Origin of the sequence: Erwinia sp. LJJL01, assembly GCF_047300805.2 — a bacterium.
Taxonomy (GTDB): domain Bacteria; phylum Pseudomonadota; class Gammaproteobacteria; order Enterobacterales; family Enterobacteriaceae; genus Erwinia; species Erwinia aphidicola.
This window is the reverse complement of sequence record NZ_CP178576.1, coordinates 433675-450957: the sequence shown is the minus strand read 5'-3', so window position 1 is coordinate 450957 and position 17283 is coordinate 433675. Positions and strand designations below refer to the sequence as shown.

At 56.3% G+C, this 17283-nt stretch carries 16 protein-coding genes; 10 read left to right on the top strand and 6 right to left on the bottom strand.

Features of this window, described 5'->3' with window-relative positions:
- The first annotated feature begins 54 nt into the window (after window positions 1-54).
- Both ACLI4M_RS02830 and alaC read left to right on the top strand, forming a co-directional pair.
- On the top strand, window positions 55-582 hold the full coding sequence (locus tag ACLI4M_RS02830) for a GNAT family N-acetyltransferase (RefSeq protein ID WP_099754674.1): 528 nt from the start codon (window positions 55-57) through the stop codon (window positions 580-582).
- Window positions 583-700: 118 nt separating this feature from the next.
- Entirely contained in the window at window positions 701-1903 is a 1203-nt protein-coding gene (alaC, locus tag ACLI4M_RS02825) for an alanine transaminase (RefSeq protein WP_133623136.1), read from the top strand.
- Between the two features lie 50 nt (window positions 1904-1953).
- Here the strand turns inward: alaC and ypdK are convergent, their stop codons facing one another.
- From ypdK to ACLI4M_RS02810, 3 genes are all read right to left on the bottom strand, one after another.
- A complete protein-coding gene (ypdK, locus tag ACLI4M_RS02820; protein WP_208864875.1) occupies window positions 1954-2049 on the bottom strand; it encodes a membrane protein YpdK in 96 nt (31 codons plus the stop codon).
- A 67-nt stretch (window positions 2050-2116) separates the two neighbouring features.
- Entirely contained in the window at window positions 2117-3145 is a 1029-nt protein-coding gene (locus ACLI4M_RS02815; RefSeq protein ID WP_133623137.1) for an efflux RND transporter periplasmic adaptor subunit, read from the bottom strand.
- Window positions 3145-4752: an MFS transporter gene (locus ACLI4M_RS02810; RefSeq protein WP_099754671.1), complete on the bottom strand. Its 1608-nt coding sequence runs from the start codon at window positions 4750-4752 to the stop codon at window positions 3145-3147. Before ACLI4M_RS02810 ends, ACLI4M_RS02815 begins: the two co-directional genes overlap by 1 nt.
- A gap of 171 nt (window positions 4753-4923) precedes the next feature.
- On the opposite strand from ACLI4M_RS02810, the gene ACLI4M_RS02805 reads away from it, so the two are divergent.
- The 5 genes from ACLI4M_RS02805 (at window position 4924) to ACLI4M_RS02785 (ending at window position 8983) form a co-directional block, all read left to right on the top strand.
- Window positions 4924-5706 (top strand): IclR family transcriptional regulator, encoded by a 783-nt coding sequence (locus ACLI4M_RS02805; protein WP_133623138.1) that lies wholly within the window; start codon window positions 4924-4926, stop codon window positions 5704-5706.
- 12 nt (window positions 5707-5718) lie between these two features.
- Complete coding sequence (locus ACLI4M_RS02800) at window positions 5719-6168, top strand: universal stress protein (protein WP_133623139.1); 450 nt, start codon at window positions 5719-5721, stop codon at window positions 6166-6168.
- A 58-nt stretch (window positions 6169-6226) separates the two neighbouring features.
- Window positions 6227-7036 (top strand): hypothetical protein, encoded by an 810-nt coding sequence (locus ACLI4M_RS02795; RefSeq protein ID WP_133623140.1) that lies wholly within the window; start codon window positions 6227-6229, stop codon window positions 7034-7036.
- 255 nt (window positions 7037-7291) lie between these two features.
- Complete coding sequence (locus ACLI4M_RS02790; RefSeq protein WP_048915303.1) at window positions 7292-7573, top strand: hypothetical protein; 282 nt, start codon at window positions 7292-7294, stop codon at window positions 7571-7573.
- A gap of 519 nt (window positions 7574-8092) precedes the next feature.
- Entirely contained in the window at window positions 8093-8983 is an 891-nt protein-coding gene (locus ACLI4M_RS02785; protein WP_062818121.1) for an SMP-30/gluconolactonase/LRE family protein, read from the top strand.
- A gap of 43 nt (window positions 8984-9026) precedes the next feature.
- On the opposite strand, the gene ACLI4M_RS02780 is transcribed toward ACLI4M_RS02785, so the two are convergent.
- A complete protein-coding gene (locus ACLI4M_RS02780; RefSeq protein WP_133623141.1) occupies window positions 9027-10253 on the bottom strand; it encodes an L-lactate MFS transporter in 1227 nt (408 codons plus the stop codon).
- Between the two features lie 339 nt (window positions 10254-10592).
- Between ACLI4M_RS02780 and ACLI4M_RS02775 the strand changes: the two genes are divergently transcribed.
- The gene (locus tag ACLI4M_RS02775) at window positions 10593-12521 is read left to right on the top strand and encodes a methyl-accepting chemotaxis protein (protein WP_133623142.1); all 1929 of its coding nucleotides are present in this window, start codon (window positions 10593-10595) and stop codon (window positions 12519-12521) included.
- Between the two features lie 45 nt (window positions 12522-12566).
- Here ACLI4M_RS02775 and ACLI4M_RS02770 read toward each other — a convergent pair whose 3' ends face one another.
- Window positions 12567-12776, bottom strand: a complete 210-nt coding sequence (locus ACLI4M_RS02770; protein WP_048915308.1) for a hypothetical protein — start codon at window positions 12774-12776, stop codon at window positions 12567-12569.
- 186 nt (window positions 12777-12962) lie between these two features.
- Between ACLI4M_RS02770 and ACLI4M_RS02765 the strand changes: the two genes are divergently transcribed.
- On the top strand, window positions 12963-13514 hold the full coding sequence (locus ACLI4M_RS02765) for a chorismate mutase (protein WP_133623143.1): 552 nt from the start codon (window positions 12963-12965) through the stop codon (window positions 13512-13514).
- Window positions 13515-13586: 72 nt separating this feature from the next.
- Window positions 13587-14834, top strand: a complete 1248-nt coding sequence (locus tag ACLI4M_RS02760; RefSeq protein ID WP_048915310.1) for a mechanosensitive ion channel family protein — start codon at window positions 13587-13589, stop codon at window positions 14832-14834.
- Between the two features lie 59 nt (window positions 14835-14893).
- Here ACLI4M_RS02760 and ACLI4M_RS02755 read toward each other — a convergent pair whose 3' ends face one another.
- Window positions 14894-16834 (bottom strand): methyl-accepting chemotaxis protein, encoded by a 1941-nt coding sequence (locus ACLI4M_RS02755; RefSeq protein ID WP_133623144.1) that lies wholly within the window; start codon window positions 16832-16834, stop codon window positions 14894-14896.
- Window positions 16835-17283 lie beyond the last annotated feature (449 nt).

Sequence of the window (17283 nt, the reverse complement as noted above, 5' to 3'; positions counted from 1 at the left end):
GCAGATAAAAGAGATGGCTATTTTGTGGTTTTTCCCCTTTTAGTGAGCGAAACGATGCAACTCACCACGCAACGACTGGTACTGACCCGGCTTAAGCCGGAAGACTGGCAGCTTTTTTTACAGGTCCACACTGACGAAACCTGCATGGAGTTTATCAGTGCAGTACCGCAGCTGGCCGATATCCGCCAGCGTTTTCAGGACCGGCTGGCGCCCTGGCAGGTGACCAGCTTTCATATGCTGTGCCTGGTTATCCGCCGCAAAGAGGACAACCAGGCGATAGGCATGATGGGGGCGAACCCGGAATGGGCTCCCCATCGGCAGGTGGAAGTGGGCTATTCGCTGCTGAGCGACTATTTCGGCCAGGGCTACGGCAGCGAAGCGCTGGGGGCGCTGTGTGACTTCCTGCTGGCGCACTGTGAGTTCCACAAGCTGAAAGCGCAGGTGGTGGAGGGCAATATCGCCTCGCGCCGGGTGCTGGAAAAAAACGGCTTCGTGCTGGAGGGGACGCTGCGGGATAATTATCTGCTGCGCGGCCAGTGGGTAAATGACTGGCTGTTTGGACGCATTAATCCGGCCAGATAAAAAATTTTATTCTGCCTCTCGACAGGTTACAGAATTGTACGCTATGGTCATTCCTCGACCACTACGGTGGTCAGCGTCGCTCGGATGGTCCGGGCGCTTACGTTAATCAGAGGTTACTATGGCTGACAATCATTCCGCTCGCCGTTTTTCCCGTATCGAACGTCTTCCCCCCTATGTATTCAATATCACTTCCGAACTGAAGATGGCCGCACGCCGTCGCGGGGAAGATATTATCGATTTCAGCATGGGCAACCCGGACGGCCCGACGCCGCCGCACATCGTGGAAAAACTCTGCACCGTGGCGCAGCGTGATGACACCCACGGCTACTCGACGTCGCGCGGCATTCCGCGCCTGCGTCGGGCGATTTCCCGCTGGTATGCCGACCGTTACCAGGTGGATATCGACCCGGAATCGGAAGCGATTGTCACCATTGGTTCCAAAGAGGGGCTGGCACACCTGATGCTGGCAACGCTCGATCACGGTGATACCGTGCTGGTGCCGAATCCGAGTTATCCCATCCATATTTACGGTGCCGTGATTGCCGGGGCGCAGGTACGTTCGGTGCCGCTGGTGGCGGGCGTGGACTTCTTCAACGAGCTGGAGCGTGCGATCCGCGAAAGCTATCCGAAGCCGAAGATAATGATCCTCGGCTTCCCGTCGAACCCTACCGCGCAGTGCGTCGAGCTGGACTTCTTTGAACGGGTCATCGCGCTGGCAAAGCAGTACAACGTGCTGGTGATCCACGACCTGGCCTACGCCGATATCGTTTACGATGGCTGGAAAGCGCCGTCGATTATGGAAGTGCCGGGCGCGCGCGACGTGGCAGTGGAGTTCTTCACGCTGTCGAAAAGCTACAACATGGCGGGCTGGCGTATCGGCTTTATGGTCGGTAATAAAGAGCTGGTGGCGGCGCTGGCGCGCATTAAGAGCTACCACGATTACGGCACCTTCACCCCGCTTCAGGTGGCCGCGATTGCCGCGCTGGAAGGGGATCAGCAGTGCGTGCGCGACATCGCCGAACAGTATAAACGCCGCCGTGATGTGCTGGTGAAAGGGCTGCACGAGGCGGGCTGGATGGTGGATAACCCGAAAGCCTCGATGTACGTCTGGGCGAAAATCCCCGATCGCTATGCGCAGCTGGGTTCACTGGAGTTCGCTAAACTGCTGCTGCAGGAAGCGAAAGTCTGCGTCTCGCCGGGGATTGGCTTTGGCGATTACGGCGACACGCACGTGCGCTTTGCGCTGATAGAGAACAGCGACCGTATTCGCCAGGCAGTTAGAGGGATAAAGGCGATGTTTCGTGGAGAAGGCGTGAACTAACCAGGCTGGGGGTCAGGTGCACCTGACCCTTTTCTTTATCCGGCCAATCATTACAGCATCAGATAGAAAGTGCCAACCCAGATTAGCAGGATAAAAGAGATCCCCATAAAAGCATATTTCACTGCAAAAACCCTCTGAACACCCATGATCGAACGCTAATCTACCGCTATTTTCCGGCAAAATAAAGACGCTTGTTCTGAGACCTTTCTTACATTAATGGCTTTCCAGTTGCGGCACCACCGACATGCCAACGCGCAGCCTTGCCAGCTCAGGCTGGCCCGGTTCCAGCACGATTTTAACTGGAAGACGCTGAACCACTTTAGTGTAGTTTCCGGTCGCGTTGTCGGCGGTAATTGCGGCAAAGGTCGAGCCGGTCGCCGGTGCGATACTGTCGATGTGGCCGCGCAGGGTAACTCCGGGCAGGGCATCCACCGTTATTGAAACGGCCTGGCCGTGGCTGACATGCGCCAGCTGGGTCTCAAGAAAATTGGCCACCACATAGCTCTGCTGCAAAGGCACCACCGCCAGCAGGCGCGTTCCGGCCGACACCCACGCCCCCTGGCGCACCGCGCGCTGCCCAACGCTGCCGTCAATCGGTGCGGTGATGCGGGTATACGAAAGGTTAAGCTGCGCCTGATCCACGCTGGCGCGCATCGCGGCGATATCGGCCTGCGCCTGCTTCTTGCTGGCCTGCAACACGGCCACTTCCTTACGCGCGGCCAGCTCGGCCGCCTGGCTCTGCTTTACCTGCGCTGCGGCGCTTTGCATGGTGGAGCTGGATTTTTGCTGTTCATCCGCCGTTGCGGTGCCGCTTTTCAGCAGGCGGCGATAGCGCTCGGCATTCTGCCCGGCGTAGCTCAGGGTCGCCTGGCTGGCGCTGACCGCGGCGGCCGTCTGGGCGATGGTTGCCTGCTGCTGCTCAAGCTGGGCATCAATGCTGCTCAGCTTCGCTTCGCTGATCTGTAAATTGGCCTGGGCGGTTTCCAGCGCCACGCGATAGTCGCGATCGTCGATGGTTGCCAGCACGTCACCAGCTTTAACCTGCTGATTATCATCAACATTTACCGTGCGAATATAGCCAGAGACTTTCGGGGCCACCAGCGTATAGTCCGCCGCGACGACCGCGTCATCGGTGCGTAGCGAACGGTGGTTGATCGCTGACCAGACGAAAAAGGCGATCGCCAGCAGGATCAACAGCAGCAGGAGCAGCAGCGTGGTACGTTTGGCAGGTGTGAAGCGCATTATAATTTTCCCGGAGTAAGCGGAGCAGAAGTGAGTAAGGTTTGCGGTGGCCAGACGCGTTTCGGCAGCCAGGCGGTCAGCAGCACCAGCAGCAGAGCGAAGCCGATGATCAGCAGGTAGCCGTCGCTGATGCTGAGGATCACCGCCTGATGTTTTACCAGCGTGCTGAAATGGCCAAGGTTCTCGCCGGAGCTGATTGAACCGTCCGGCAGCAGCGGAGCCAGAGAACTGGCGCTGTCGCTGCCGGGGGCGGTCATCAGCCACGGACGGTTGCCGAGCTGATCGACCAGCACGTGCGAATGGAATTTTTCACGATGGGTGAGGAAGTTTTCCACCAGTACCCCGGCGGCGACGCTGGAAAAGCCGCGTACGGTATTAAACATCGCGGAAGCAAAGGGGCCTTCGGGCGGTAACACGACGCTGGTGGCACTCATCAGTACCGGCAGGATCATCATCGGCTGACCGAACGCCTGCAGGCTCTGGATCAGCCAGAAGTTCTGCCGCGCCCAGTCGTCGGTCAGCTGCATTCCCAGCAGGCAGGAGAGCACCATCAGCGCAGCGCCGGCGGTCAGCATCCAGCGGCAGTCTACCCAGCGCAGATTAAGCAGGGCTGCTATCAGCGGCGCAATCAGCAGCTGCGGCAGGCCAATGGTCAGCGCCAGCGGAGCAAACTGCGCGGTGCGAAACCCGTCAATCTGCCCGAAGTAGGCAGAGGGCAGCGCAGATCCGGAGAGCGCCACCATCAGCACGCCCGCTAACACCAGCAGTCCGTGGGTCAGGTTTTTACGCTGTAGCATTTGCAGCTTGAACAGCGGCAGCGGGTGATACCATTCGTTAATCAGGAACACCAGCAGCAGGGCAGCCGCGGCCAGCAGCATGGCGCTAATCAGCGGTGACTGCAGCCAGTCAAGGCGCTCGCCCTGGGTCAGCGCCAGCACCAGCAGCGCCATGCCGCTACAGCCGGTCAGCATGCCGAAGGCATCAATCTGGCGAAAGCGCTCAAGGCGCAGCGGATCCTGCGGCAGTCCCCAGCCAATCAGCGTGGCGGCCACCAGGCAAGCCGGGATCACCTGCCAGAAAGTAAACTGCCAGCCGACGGAATCGGTCCAGAACGCCGCAAGCGAGGCGGCCATATTCGGGCCAAAGGTGGCGGTCAGCGCATAGGCGGCCAGGCCATAGAGTTTGATGCCCGGCGGCAGAAAACGCAGCGCCACCGTCATCAGCAACGGTGGCAGCGCCCCGCCAAACAGCCCCTGGATTGTGCGCAGGGTAATAAAGGTGCTGGCATCGCGGGCTAAGGGCTGGATCATGGCGATCAGCGCAAAACCAAAGGTTACTGCCAGCGCAAAGCGGCGCAGGGAGAAGGTCACGGCAAACCACGGCGCAATCATCATGGCCGCCACTTCTGCGGCCTGGTAGCTGGAGGTGATCCAGCTGCCGCTGTCAAAATCGATACCGATCGCCGCCCGAATGTCGGCCAGCGCCAGATCGGTGACGCGATCGTTAAGTCCTGAACTGAGCGCGGCGATCAGCACGCCAACCAGCCCCAGCGCCAGGCGCAGGGTAAATGGGTGCGGTGCGGGCATAGCGGCAGGCTGGGAGTTCATAGCAGGGGCTCCGACATCATTCATCGTTATTATTATCGATGCACTGTATTGCATCGTGATACATTTGCGGCAATAGTACAGGGTGATGCACTGTATTGCAATGCGATACAGCGTGTCCGCTAAGCCAATTAGTGCTACAGTAATTGCCGATTACAAGGAAAGAGAATCCCTATGTCTGAACCCCTACACTGCCGCGATGATGAACGGATCGGCGGCATTCAGGTCATCACACGCGCCGCGAAAATATTAGATGCGCTGGGGGCCACACCAAACGGCATGAGTCTGGGCGAGATCGCCCAGGCCGTTGATTTGCCGCGATCGACCGTGCAGCGCATCGTCGGCGCACTCGACTCGGTGCAGCTGGTGCGCAGCCACGGCGTGGGCGGCGTGCGCCTTGGCCCCGCGCTGCTGCGGCTGATCGCCAACGTGCATACCGACGTGGTGGCTATCGCTCAGCCCTGGCTGCAGGCGCTGTGCGATGCCACGGGCGAAACCGTCTCGCTGGCGCGCGCCAGCGGGCTGCAGCTGGCCATCGTGCACTATGTGGTGGCCGATCGCGAGCTGCGGGTCGTGCCGCGCATCGGCATGAATCTGCCGCTCTACAGCACCTCCGGCGGGCGCGCTCTGCTGGCGCTGGACAGTGATGAAGCGGCAAAAGAGCTGGTGGGCGAGGCTTACCAGGCCATTACCGAGCTGACGGTGCGTGATTTCCCCGCGCTGCTGGCGCACTTAACTGAAATTCGTCACACTGGCCTGGCCTACGATCGCGGCGAAACGCTGGAAGGGATCTCCACCATGGCCGTGGCGATCGATACCATTCTTGGCCGCTTTTCCATCAGCCTGTTGATCCCCAGCGCACGCTTTCAGCTGAATGAGGAGCGCAATCGCGCTGAAATCCTCAAGTGTAAAGACGCGCTGATCGATGAGATTGGAAAAGCGGCATTACGTGACTGACAGGAGAGGGATATGAAAACGCTTTTAGTCGCTGTAGATAATTCAGTTATTGCACGTAAAGTGGTGGCGCTGGCCACCGAACAGGCGCTGGCTTTACAGGCGGAAGTGGTTGTGGTGTGCTGTGTTGATGCCAGCTACTCTGCTTCCGGGGCGTTTGATATTGAAGCCGGGGAGGACCCGGGTGATTTCGGCCTGGCGCTCGATGAGCAAAATACCGCTGAAGCCGTAGTGCGCATGGCGCTGGCCGAACTGCAACGCGCGGGCGTTAAGGCGCGCGGCAAGGTGGTTCCCGGCGAGTCGGCACAAAGTATTGTCGCCCAGGCCAACGAGCTGAGCGCCGCGATGATCATCATGGGCCGCCGCCATCTCTCCTCGTTCAACCGCCTGCTGAAAGGATCGTGCAGCGCCGCCGTGATTGAACGCGCCAGCTGCCCGGTGCTGATTGACGTCCGCGCTGATTAACCCACCGACGAACCTTAGACAGGCCGGCAACCCGGCCTGATGATTTCAGGAACCTGTTTTGAACTCTCACGCTATTCTCGCCTCGCTGTCCTCCGCTCTGGTCTGGCTGCTGGTTATCGGCTGGCTGCTAAAACGCCAAAAATTGTCGAAACTAACCGGCGCGCTGCTGTTTGTACTGCCGCTGCTGATGGGAAATCTCTACTACTACGGCTGGATAGCCCCGCGTCAGCAGCAGGAAGCGGCTCTGGCTGCCGCGCAGGACAGCCTGGCGGTGCAGCCCGTCTGGCGCACCATCAAAGAGCAGCAGCCCACGCTCTACCGTCAGGCAAACGATCGGCTGCTCAGCAGCCTTGAGGCGGGCGTACCCTTACAGCAGGCGATTGACCGCCTGCGCCCGCTGGCTGCCGATCTGCTAAATCAGCGCATCAACGCCGCGCGCGATGAAGATCTTATCCGCTATATGCAAATTTCCCTTGAGGAGATGAAAGCGATGCGTGAAAGGGGTGCCGCTGAATGTTTCCGCTTTCTGTTCCCGCAGGTGAAGGGGGGGATCAACATCAGCGATGTGCTGCCCAAGCCGCTGACCGACAGCGAACTGCTGGCGATGGATACGCTGTTTAAGCACAGCAATGGTGCTGACCAACCGGTTGATTTACAGCAGGGAAGAGTAAAATTGCAGGGGGTGGTGCGCACGCTGTACGCGAAGTGGGGCAGTGACTTACAAACCCTCAATACGCCTGCTGAAGCGGGCGTTGACGAAGCGAAGCTGTGCGATATGACCATTGATCTTTATCAGTCGGTTCTGGCACTTACTGATAAGGATTCAGCAAACGTCTTACGTATAATTATTAGCGGAACAGGTAACTGACCTGCAAAAAAAAGCCCGCTCGCCGCGGGCATAAAATATTGTAATTATTAATAAAAATCCTGGTGTTGTGCAGACATGTCGCGATGTCTGTAAAGCATATTCGCACCTAACAGCAGATAACGCTAAGCGTCTTCCTGAATCGATTCAATCGGTAGAACATTGCATAACTTAAGTAAAATTATGCAAATGCGCCGGAATCCGATAGTCACGGAGGGGGAGCTTGTTATTATGCGGCACCGGAAGAGGGGAATCAGAATGAAAACGAAACTGTTCGGCGCTCTGGCGCTGTTATTGCTGGCGGGCTGTACTTCCAGCAAACCAGGGGCTTTTGAGAAAGTCGATGAAGATCCGGCGGTGAATACCGTGCAATATCGCTTTAACCCGACAAGCGTGGATAAGACCGCCATGTTGGAAGATGTTGAGCGCTACTGTAATGAGCGCGGGTTCGATAAGGTAGAAGCGCTTGACCCGCAGGACAGCCACGTCCCGGGACTGAAGAAAGCCTGGTATCAGTGTAATTTCAGCGTTAAAAGCTAAAAGCAAAAAATAAGGGCGGGGAAATCCCCGCCCAATTTATTTCAACTTCTCTGTTTTTATTATCTTGCTGTGTGCAGGCTTTGCCCGCGAAGGTGAGAAAACCTCACCTGACTTCCTTACCAGCCACGGTGTCTGCCGTGGTCATGATGATACCCTCCGCCGCCGTGATAAGGTCGGCCAACGATACAACCACTCAGCATGACAATCAGTGCAGCTACGGTCGCTGCTTTAATTATGTTTATCATTATGTCTCTCCTTCCCTTTTCTATAGCTACAACTCTACGTGGGAAAAGTGGAGGAATAATGCGTCGATTGTAGATTTATTTAATAAGGTATTTCAAAATAATTCCAATAGCAGAGTTATTTATTAAGCTGCTATTTATTAAATAAGATATAGCCTAAAAACAGGCCTTTCGATTGGGAATTGTCTCAAACATTAAATGAGGTAGGGAATTTTGCCTGCGATGCCGCGGATAAAATCACGTACACTTAAGGTAAATAACCGTGCAAGGAGCTGAGATGAATTATCAGGTGAGCAACGTATTACCGGTACAGGCGGAGCTGGGTGAGTGCCCACTGTGGTGCAGCGAGCAGCAGGTGCTGTGGTTTGTCGATATCCTCGCGCCAGCATTGCACCGCTTTGACCCGGCCACAGGCGAGCATCAGCGCTGGCCGGTGGCGGAAGATATTGGCTGCATCGGCCTGCGCGCAGAGGGCGGGCTGATAGCCGCACTGCGCAGCGGCGTCTGCTTCCTTAATGAGCAGGGGCAAATTACCCAGCGCATCGCGGATAATCCCGGTGATGCGCCGCGCAGCCGCTTTAACGACGGCCGCGTCGATCCCTTTGGGCGCTTCTGGTGCGGCACGCTGTGGGAACCGCAGGATCGCAACGGGGCGGCGCTTTACCGCGTCGATAATCAGCTGAACCTTAGCATGCAGGCCGACGATATTAAGATTTCCAACGGGCTGGCATTTTCTCCCGATCGCCGCTGGATGTACCACACCGACACGCCAAACGGCGTGATGTACCGCTACCCGCTTGACCCCCACAGCGGGGAGATCGGTAAGCGCCAGGTAGTGCGCCGCTTTATTCAGCAGCAGGGGGGGATCCCCGACGGCGCGGCGGTCGACAGCGAAGGCTATTACTGGTCGGCGATGTTCGACGGCGCCCGAGTCATTCGCCTTGATCCGCACAGCGGGGAAATTGTCGATGAGATCCCGCTGCCGGTACGCTGGCCGACCATGGTGGCATTTGGCGGGCCGGATCTGAAAACGCTGTATATCACCAGCTCGCGCGAAAATCGTAGCGCTGAGGAGCTGGCGCAATATCCGCAGTGCGGAGACCTGTTTGCGGTGCGCGTGGCTGTGGCGGGCCTGCCGGAGCCGAAGTTCCGCCATCAACAGGCATAAAAAAAGCCCGCTGTGTTCAGCAGCGGGCCACTCTTGCGTGCCGTCAGGCGTGCTGCAGCGTCTCTTTGCGCGCTGCCGGCTTGTGCGGCATGCGGATGGTGGCGGAGAGCAGCAGGGAGATAACCAGCAGCGCCATAATCAGGCTGAAGGTGATGGTAAAGCCGCCAAACAGTGAGGCGATCAGAGAACCCATCACGCTGCCGATACCAAAGCCGAGGTAAATCACGCCGTAGTTTTTCGTCAGGTTGTTCAGGCCGAAGAAATCACTGACCAGCGACGGATAAACGGTAATGGTGCCGCCGAAGCTGAAGGCGACGCAGGCAATGGCAATAAAGAAGCTGCTTTCACTCATATGGCTGAACAGCAGAATGCTCATGCCGACCAGCGACACCACCTGCGCCAGGGTGATCACCCGAATACGCGCCACTTTATCCGACAGCACGCCAAGCACCAGGCGACCGCTGAGGTTGGCAATCGCAATGATGGTCACTGCATTCGCCGCCGTCTGCGCGCTCAGATGTACCATGCTCTCGCCGATATCCTTCGCCACGCCAATCACGTACAGGCCGCTCATGCAGGCGGTCAAAAACATCAGCGCCAGCATCCAGTACTGCGGCATGCGCATCGATTCGCCCAGCGAATAGTCACGCGCCTGGCTCGCCATTTTGTTGCCCGCCGCCTGCTGTTTAGGGGCATCTTTCATCATCAGCGCGCCGAGGATCATCATGGTCATTGCCACGCCGCCCCAGATCATAAAGGTGGTTTCAAGGCTGTAGACGCTCAGCAGGTAGCTGCAGATAAACTTAAAGCCCAGGCTGCCGAGGCCGTAAGCGCCGATAGCACAGGCTGAGATCACCCCTTTACGCTCCGGGAACCACTTCACGCAGTTGGACAGCGTCATCAGATAGCCTGCCCCGTCCGCCAGACCGACCAGTACCCCGGCGCTGAGGTAAAGCATAAACAGATTATCCGCCTGCGAGGTCAGCATCAGGCCAATCGCCATCAGCAGGCCGGCACCAATAGTGACGTTGCGCACGCCAAAACGCTCCTGCAATTTCCCTGCTACTGAAGAAGCCAGCGCCAGGCCGAGGCTCAGCAAACCAAAGGAAAATGCCACCTGGCTGATGGGCGCGTCCAGCTTCATAGAGAGCTGGCCGTTGAACAGGCTCCAGGTGTAGACCGAACCCAGCGCAAACTGGGTGATGATAGTGCCTATCAGGGTTAACCAGCGAGTGCGATTAACGCTGCTGCTGACGGTTGCTGTGCTCATGGGGCTCTCCCGGTGGGAAAATTAACAATATGGAATTGCAGCCATAGTAAGACCGGCTTCTTTATGGCGTGAGAAAAGGGCATGAGCTGCCATTAGCAGGGAATGAAATGCACTGAGAGCGACATGAACGGCAGTCTCAGGGAACGAACGCAGAGTAACAGGCAGTGGAATATTTTGATATATATCAAGTTTTTCCCGCAAGTTAAAGTTTTATGACGGCACGGCCGATATTAACCGGATAAAGCGTCTTTAGAACGCAGCTGCATAACCTTAATCAATATTTAGCGTTGAGCTTATCTCTGATAGTCGCTGTGCAATTCCATCTTGAGGATATTCATTATGTCGTGGGTTCCAGTTCGTTTATCAGGGAAGTTGATGTCAGGTGGCGTCTTAATGCTGCTGCTTACCTGCATCATGGTCTATCTGGCTATTTCACTGCGCGGCCAGCCGCGCGTGATCGAGGCCAGTAACAGCTTAATTCAGCAAACCGGAGAGAATATCGTTGGCCAGCTTAATCAGCAGCTGATCCGCGTAGAGGGTGAGGGCGTGAGCCTGGCGCGGCTGGCCGAAGTGTTGCCGCACGATGAAGCGCTGTTTCGCCAGGTGTTGCCGCAAATTATCGACAGCAAGGGCGACAAAAGCATTGCCGGCGGTGGAATCTGGCCGGAGCCGAATGCATTCAGTGACGGCGTAGCCCGCCGCAGCTTCTTCTGGGCGCGCAACGCCAGCGGCAGCCTCGACTACTCTGACGGCTATAACGACCCTGCCGGAACCGGCTATCACCACGAGTCGTGGTACACCTCGACCCGCACCACTTCACCCAACAAGTGCAACTGGTCGGAAGTTTACCAAGACCCGGTATCCAGAGTAAATATGGTGACCTGCAGCGTGCCTTACCGCAAGGGCGATGCCTTTGCCGGCGTCGCCACTTTTGACGTGCTGCTGGACAACCTCTCCGGCTTTATGCAGCGCAACGGCGCCAGTACCGGCGGCTATGCTTTTGCTCTCGACCAGGCTGGCAACGTGCTCTATTTCCCGGGTATCAAAGATAAGGCGCTGAAGAAGTTCAGCGATCTGGCGCAGCAGCAGGCGTGGCTTGCTCCGATGGTGGCTGCAGTGAAATCCGCCAGCGCCAGCAAGCGCAGCGCCACCTTCAAGAACCTGAATGATGAGTGGCTGCACACCCGCAGCCAGCTGACCCTGTTTCGCATGGCGGATACCGGCTGGATGATCGGCCTGGTGACGCCGGAATCCCAGGTGACCGCGCTGGCCGATAATATCATGCAGGACATTTTCATCCTGCTGATCCCGGCACTGCTGCTGCTGCTGGTCATCTTGTGGTTTGTTGCCCGCCAGATCTCCGGGCGGCTGGAATCCACGCGTAAAGCGCTGGACGATATCGCCCACGGCGACGGTGACCTGACGCGCCGCCTCGATACCTCCGGCCGTGATGAAATTGCCGATATTGCCGTGTCCTTTAACCAGTTTGTCGACAAGATTGCCGGGGTGATCACCAACGTGCAGTCGAGCGGCGTACAGGTGGCGCACAACGCCAGCGGGTTGGAGCAGAGCAATCAGGAGCTGAGCGGAAAAATCAGCGAGCAGGCGGCAGCGGTCGAACAGAGCGCCGCGGCGATGGAACAGCTCAATGCGACAGTACAGCAGAACGCCGAGAACACCCGGCTGGCCGATGCCTTTACCGAGCAGACCGCAGAGATCGCACGCAATAGCAGCGATGTGATGCGTCAGCTGATTGATACGATGGAGACCATCCGCACGTCATCCAGCCGCGTCGGTGAGATCCTCAGTGTGATCGACGGTATCGCCTTCCAGACCAATATTCTGGCGCTGAACGCGGCGGTGGAAGCAGCCCGCGCCGGCGAGCAGGGGCGCGGCTTCGCCGTGGTGGCCTCTGAAGTACGGGCACTGGCCCAGCGCAGCGCGACGGCGGCGCACGAGATCAAAGCGCTGATTGGCCAGTCAGACAGCAATGTGCTGACCGGCAGCAAGCTGGTGGAAGGGGCAGGGCGTCAGCTGGAAGAGCTGGTGAAAGATGTGCTGAAGGTGAAAGAGGTGGTGGGTGAGATCCGCGTGGCGGGCGATGAGCAGAGCAAAGGCATTGCCGAGGTCACTCAGGCCGTGTCGCAGATGGAGCGCAGCATCCAGCAGAACCTGATGCTGGTTCATCAGACCGCTGAAAACACTCACGCCCTGCATGCCGAAGCTTCGCAGCTGGCGCAGGATATCTCAGTGTTTAAAGTGGCGTAACAGGCTGGCAGGCCCCGGCGTGATACCGGGGCTTTGTCGCCGCACTTAGCGAATATAGGTGCGGATTACATCGGCAATCGCTTTATTCGCTTCGCGCCCGTCGCGGTGCTCAACGTCTTCTGCCACCTTCTCAAGGTACTTGTTCAGCTTACCGCCGGTCGGCACATTGCCGTAGGCGATCAGCATCTGCACAATATTGCGCAGTGCAACTACCTCAAGGGAGAGGCGTTCAACAACGGGGTCTTTATCTGGCATAGGGTGCTCCGTACAGCTATCAATTATTCCACCAGCTTAGCCCCTGTGCGCACAAATCAATTCGTCGAATATCGCCGATTTCTGCCGCGATTCTGCTGCAGGTCGCTAAATGCGCCATCATGCTTTGGCATATCCAGCCCAATGATCTACAGTCTGCAGGTCAATAAACGGGAACAGGGAAGCCACATGTCAGCAAAAATTCTATTTACTCTGTTATGCCTGAGCATCGGCAGCGCGCAGGCCAGCGACCTCGCCGCCTCGGTTAATCAACGCCTGAGCTATATGAAAGATGTGGCGGCGTTTAAGGCCGACAAGCACCGGCCAATAGAGGATCTGCAGCAGGAACAGAAGGTGCTGGCTGCCAGCAAACAGCGCGCGACGCAGTTCTGTCTGGATGAGAACTCGGTGGTGCCGTTTATTCAGGCGCAGATGGACGCGGCCAAAGCGGTGCAGTATCGTTTTCGTGCAGACTGGCTGGCTACGCCGATTCATGGCTGGCAGCCCCGACCGCTGGAAGAGGTGCGCGCACAGCTCGCCAGACTCAATGACGTTATATTGCAGCAGATTGCGCAAGGCTTGCAGCAGAAGACACTCAACGCGCTGGATGAAAAGCAGTTTGTCGGGCAGCTTAACCAGCCGAACCTGAGCGACGCGGATAAATCCCGCCTTTATCGCACGCTCCGGGAGGTCAGATTATGGTCAGGTGACTGCCACGCCGCGAGTAAAACCAAGACCTGAGCACGGATAACCAGGGGTTGAACCTGGATGCCGCAGCAGGCATGATCCCTCCTCGTTCGAAAAGGAGGCGTCATGCAGCAGTTACTCGCATTATTAAAGCAATATGGAATAGAACCCGACCACACCACTTCGCTTATTGTTATTTTTGGCATTATTTTCCTCACCGCCATTATTATTCACTTTATCCTGCACCGCATCGTCCTGCGCACCTTTGAGAAGCGTGCGCAGGCCAGCAGCCATCTGTGGCTGCAAGTCATCACGCAAAACAATCTGTTTCACCGGCTGGCATTTACCCTGCAGGGGGTGATCGTCAACGTGCAGGCGGTGCTGTGGCTGCAAAAGGGCAGCGATGCTGCCGCCATCGTCACCACCTGCGCCCAGCTGTGGGTGATGCTGTACGCGCTGATGTCATTCTTCTCGCTGCTGGACGTGATGCAGGGCCTGGCGCACCGTTTTGCCTTCTCCTCACAGTTTCCGCTTAAGGGCTTATTGCAGGGCGTGAAGCTGCTGAGCGCGATCGTGATTGGCATCATGATGATCTCGCTGCTGATTGGTAAATCCCCGGCCATTCTGATCAGCGGGCTGGGTGCGATGGCCGCGGTGCTGATGCTGGTATTTAAAGACCCGATCCTCGGGCTGGTGGCGGGAATACAGCTGTCGGCCAACAGCATGCTGAAAATGGGCGACTGGCTGGAGATGCCGAAATACGGCGCCGACGGCGCGGTGATTGACATCGGCCTGACCACGGTAAAAGTGCAGAACTGGGATAATACCATTACCACTATCCCAACTTATGCGCTGGTTTCCGATGCGTTTAAAAACTGGAGCGGCATGTCCGCTTCCGGCGGCCGCCGTATCAAGCGCAGCATTAATATCGACAGCACCAGCATTCGCTTCCTTAGCGCAGAGGAGCAGCAAAAGCTGGCGCAGGCGCGCCTGCTGCAACCCTATATCGCCGAGCGTCAGCAGGAGATCGACAGCTGGAATGGCGAACACAACACCCGTGATTCGGTACTTAACCAGCGCAGGATGACGAACGTGGGCACTTTCCGCGCCTATCTCACCGAATATCTGCGCCAGCATCCGAAAATCCGCAAGGATATGACGCTGATGGTACGCCAGATGGCACCGGGCGCAGAGGGGCTACCGGTAGAAATCTATGCCTTTACCAATACCGTGGTGTGGCTGGAGTATGAAAGTATTCAGGCGGATATCTTCGACCACATCTTTGCGGTGGTGGATGAATTCGGTCTGCGTATTCATCAGGCGCCCACCGGCAATGATGTGCGGGCAATAGCGGAAGGGTTCAAGGTGCAGTAACGGCACATCCGGTGTGGGACTGACCACACCGGATTGCCCTGTCTTAATGCGCGGTGCCGTTACGCTGGCTGCCCGGTACGAAACACGGCCACCAGCTCTCGTAGCTGTATCGCGCGCGCGGCCAGTTCATCTGCAGACGAGGCGGACTGTTCCACCAGCACCGCATTTTGCTGAGTCACCTGGTCCATCTGATTGACGGCGATGTTGATTTGCGACACGCCGGCGCTCTGCTCCTGGGAAGAGGAGGAGATTTCGTTGACCAGCTGCGCAGTCTGTTCAATCGCCCCCACGCTTTGCTTCACCTTTTCTCCGGCATCCGCAACCATGGAAATTCCCTGACGCGCATTTTCCACCGAGTGTGCAATTAACTGTTTAATCTCTTTCGCGGCAGAGGCAGAACGTTGGGCTAACGCTCTGACTTCAGCGGCGACGACGGCAAACCCCTTACCATGTTCCCCGGCTCGGGCTGCTTCAACGGCGGCGTTTAACGCCAGAATATTTGTCTGGAAGGCAATACCGTCGATAACGCTGATGATCTCTTCAATCTCACCCGCGCTGGCGCTGATTTTTTGCATGGAGACCATGACAGATTGCATCGCCTCACCCCCTAACAGCGCCGCATCGGTGGCCGAAGTGGCCATGCCTGCGGCATAGCGGGTATTTTCAGCGTTTTGCAGAATGATGGATGACAGCTCTTCCATGCTGGCCGCCGTTTGTGCCAGTGAAGCAGCCTGCTCCTCTGTGCGCGCGGAGAGGTCGCCATTGCCTTGAGCAATTTCTTCAGAAGAGGTGGCAATCGTCGTGGCGTTATCCTTGATATCCGCAACCAGCAGAGAAAGGCGCTGGCGCATCTCCATCAACGAGGCGATCAGGCCCGCCATTTCATTACTTCCGGTCACCACCAGGTGCGAGGTTAAATCACCGGCAGCGACATCTTTGGCAACTTTTGCGGCATCACGTACCGGCCCGGTGATGGAGCGAATGATAAATACCGCCAGGAAGATGATAAGCCCCGCCAGCAGTGCCAGCACGCCCAGCAATTCAAATTGAGCGGTGCGATGCTGACTAATTTGCTCAGAAAGCATGTTGCTGAGCTGGTCACTCGCGTCGTTAGCAAATTGATTGTACTGATTGATCGCAGCGGTAAAGCGTGCCACGAACTCCGTGGGCGGCAGATCGTTTTTCGTCCGCTTAATAAAGACGTCCTCAGCGAGGGCTAAGGCTTCACCCGCCTGTTGCAGTGCGGCATTAGCCTGACCACTAAACTTTTCGCGTACGCTGCTATCAGTGTTAAAGGACTTTAAAAGATTCGCGTTATACAGACGCAGAGCATTCTTACCGTTAAGGATCTGAAACTCCATACGGGCGTAATCGCTGTCCTGAATCGCCTCTTTGCTGGCCAGTAGTGACGTACCCCGGGCACGAATCTGACCCAATGTTTCTGTCAGTTCTGGCAGGCGACTGAATGTACTGATAATAAACTGGTAAGTATTTAAATCTGGATCCAGCGACAGGCCAAAATAGTCGATCACTTCAATGTTGGCATCAAGCAGCGTCCGAATCATTTCGGCGTGGCGCGAGAGGTTGGTTTGCAGCGTCAGGTTACGGCTGTCAATGTCGCGCTGTAGCTGCTGCCACTGCGCTGTCACCTTGCTAAAATCTTGCCAGGCCACATTGTCCTGACCGGTGGCGGCCAGCGTGGTCTGAAGAGTGCTAATTGACTGTTCTACCTGCTCTTTCAGCGCCAGACGTGCAGGAATAGCGGCATTTTGCTGTGCCACGGCGATTGCCGCTTGTGCGCGATGGAGCTGCATCATATTGAGCAGATTCAGCATCTGTTTTTCAACGGGAATTCCCTGCAATTCTCGCTCTTTAGCGTTTATCTGTTGATTACCTTCATTGACAAAAAGCCATGAGGGTACGGCAAACAGCAGCAAAGCAAAAAAAGCAAGAATGAGAAACTTTGCAGGCAAATTAATCGTATTCAGGATGTTTTTCATTTTTTTAATTTCACTTAAGTTAAATATGGCTGTTCGTTATTTCACTGGTGGGTGAATGCTAATTTATATCTGAATGCCAAATGTGCTTAAAAATTCATACTCAGAGATAACCACTGCATGACTCAATAATGAGAATGAGATTTGTTATCAAGGTATAAATAAATCTTTTGCATAGCGAGTTGAAGTATAGGTTCAAGTGAGTGATTGTCCATGAAGGAAACTGGTAATATTTATTAATGATAGGTTTATTTTTAAGCTATTATAAATTGTTGTTTTTATTGTTATTTTTATATTATTGCTACTCTTGTGGTATTTAATTGAACGCTATAAATGCATTTTTATTAACGATGGAAAAAGAGGTTAAAGTTTGCAGGGAATATGCCGATAAGGGGGTTTTTGATACTGCTATCTCAAGAAAGAGCTCATTTCAGCAAGGACAAGAGCATATT